The sequence below is a fragment of the Actinoplanes sp. NPDC051633 genome (assembly GCF_040681735.1).
Classification (GTDB): Bacteria; Actinomycetota; Actinomycetes; order Mycobacteriales; family Micromonosporaceae; genus Actinoplanes.
On sequence record NZ_JBFAZH010001004.1, the window covers coordinates 1 to 2857 of the forward strand.

The following is a 2857-nucleotide window of genomic DNA, read 5'->3' on the forward strand; positions in this document are numbered from 1 at the left end:
ATCGGGGCGTCATGGTGACGATGGGCCCGGGGGCGCAGATCGAGACCGCGCTGCTCGATTTCGGCAGTTCCAGTTTCTAGGACGAGGAGGGGGACATGTCCGCAACCACCGATCCCAGTTCGGCTCGGAGCTCGCCCTTCACGGGGACCGTCCTTCCGCGAGGCCGGGCGTTCTGGGTCGTCGACGGACGTGCGTATGACTTCACCGATTGGATGAAGCTGCACCCGGGCGGCGCCATGTGGTTCAGGCAGACCGAGGGCCGCGACATCAGCGCACTCCTGCACACGTACCACCGGGAGCCGGCTCGGCTGCAGAAGTTCCTCGCGAAGTACGAGATCGAGGAACTCGCCGGCCAGACCGTGCAACCCAGGATCGTTGTTCCGCCCCGAGCCAGCGACACGCCACCCCCACCACACCCCGATCCCCCACCGATCAGCGAAGGCGGCCTGCTTCCGAAGCTGGGCATCCCGCCGTTCCTGCTGGCGCCGGACTTCGATGCGCGCACGGACCTGCCGAAGCTCGACTACCGCGACCAGGGAAGCCTGCTCGCCGAGATCCGCACCAAGCTGAACGCCACGTTCTCCAAGCGGGACCTGAGGAGGTACGACCGCGCGTTCGACGTCGTGACCATGATCATCGGTGCCGCGCACGTTGCGGCGCTGGTGCTCCTGATCACCGATGTCCTGCCCGCGTGGGCATTCGTCCTCATCATGGTCGTGACGCGGACATCACTGGCGGGCTCGGGCCATTACCACCTGCACCGGAAATGGAAGGACCAGCGCCGTTACACCATGCCGATCGGCAAGGCGCTGTTCGACATCAACTACGTCGGCACGAGCCTCATCGGATCCGACGGGCACGTCCTGCTGCACCACCCCTATCTCGGCTCCGGCGCCGACGTGAAGAAGACATTCTTCGACGCCATGCTCCAGCTGCACCCGGCCCTGCGCATCCCGGGCTACACGCTCCACAAACTCGGCATCTGCCTCACGGGGCTGCCGTTCCGCGCCCGCGAGATCGCCAAGTTCGAGCGGCCCAGGTGGAAGGACTCCGGCAGTCCCGATGCGATCCGGACGGACTTCTGGGCCATCCGCGCGTGGATCGTGGTCGAGTTCGTCGCCTGCCTGCTGACGGGCCACATCCTGGCCTGGCTGGTGCAGTTCGTTATCAGCCTGTGGTTCAACACGTTCCTCGTCGTCGCGAGCCACGACTTCGAGGAGTCGACCGAGGACGAGCTCGCCGCTGTCGCCGAGCCGCTCCGCAACGACTGGGCGGCGCAGCAGATCGCCCTGAGCTACGACCTCACCATCGTGGGCAACCGCTGGATCGACCTGTTCCTCAGCGCCGGCCTCAGCCCGCACCGCGTCCACCACGTGTTGCCGTGGCAGGGCTCGGGATTCGCCAACCTGGCCAGTGAGCGAACGGTCAGGGAGGCGTGTGAGCAGGCCGGCATCGCCTGGGAACGTCCCCGGAACCTGATCTTCGATCGGTTCCCGGCCGTGATGAAGCACTACCTGCTCTGCCCCGCGAAGCCGTTGCCGCCGCCTCCGCCGCCCGGCTTCCACCCGGATTCCCCGCCGCCCCCAGTGGATCAGCACCCGGCGCGGTCCACGTCGACGGTCAGACAACAGGTCGGCACGCTCGTCCGCTACGCGGCCGACGGCTGGCGAGGGGTAGGCGTCTGACGACATGAAGCACCTAGAAGGAACGAGCCGCCGGACCGTGCTCGGCGCGGCCGTCGCGGCCGGCGCCGCGTCATTCGTCGTGCCGCCCACCGTGGTCGCGTCGACCCTTCCGTTCGCCTTCGCGGTGCATCGCTTCGCCGTCCGCGAGCTGCCGATGGAGATCTCGCCCTACTACACCACCGAGCCGGTTCCGGTGGACGACACCGAAGTGCACGACGCCGAAGGCGTGCGGATGTTCCTCAAGGACGACAAGCTCTACAACCACCCGGTGGCTCAGACCCAGTACGGTCTGGCGCTGCTGGAGAGCTTCCGGATCACCGGGAACAAGGCGTATCTGGACCGGGCCCGCAAGCATGCGCAGCGGTTGTGGGACACGCGGGTGGTGCGATCCGACGCCTGGTTCTACCCGTACCGATTCCCCTTCACCATGCACGGATTAGCTCCCGAGTACCGCACGCCGTGGTACTCGATGATGGCCCAGGGACGGGCACTGAGCTTCTTCATCCGGCTGTACCGGGTCACCGGCACCGAGAACTGGGCCGCCGCGGCACACCACACGTTCCACTCGTTCCTGCTCCCACCAGCCGTGGGCAAACCCTGGGGCGTGCACGTGGTCGACGATCATCTGGTCCTGGACGAGTATCCCGACCCGACGAGGATCCGCGGTGATCTCACGTACAACGGGCACAACTATTCCGCCTTCGGCCTCTACGACTACTGGGTCTGGACCAGGAACGCGGATGCCCTGCTGCTGTTGCAGGGGGCGATGACGACCACCCGTGACTGGAGCGCCCGCTACCGCAGACCCGGCTGGCGCAGCAGATACTGCCTCACCCACGGCGGCGACGCGCGGCGCTACCACGGCGTCCACATGCGGCAGCTCGCGCAGCTGTACGCGATCTCCGGGGACGGCTACTTCGCGCGGCTGGCGGACACCTACTACAACGACCACCCCCCGGGCCCGACACCCGGCACCGTGCGCCTGGCCGCCGGCCGGCACACCGGCCGCAAGTTCGACAGCACCGGGCTCGTCACCGCGAGGAAGACACTGCGGTTGAACGGGGTCAGCAGCGCACCGTCGTCCGGGCGGCAGAAGGTACCGCGGCAGCCAGGGATCTGGTACGGCATCAGTCTGAGGAAAAGACGACTTCATATAATATACCATGTGAGCT

The 2857-nt window shown here is 66.9% G+C and carries 2 protein-coding genes; both read left to right on the forward strand.

Features of this window, described 5'->3' with window-relative positions; genetic code table 11:
• Window positions 1-95 precede the first annotated feature (95 nt).
• Entirely contained in the window at window positions 96-1685 is a 1590-nt protein-coding gene (locus AB0M20_RS35950) for a fatty acid desaturase (RefSeq protein WP_364305061.1), read from the forward strand.
• A gap of 4 nt (window positions 1686-1689) precedes the next feature.
• Window positions 1690-2857, forward strand: a 1168-nt coding sequence (locus AB0M20_RS35955; protein WP_364305062.1) for a D-glucuronyl C5-epimerase family protein, incomplete at its 3' end; no start/stop codon positions are given.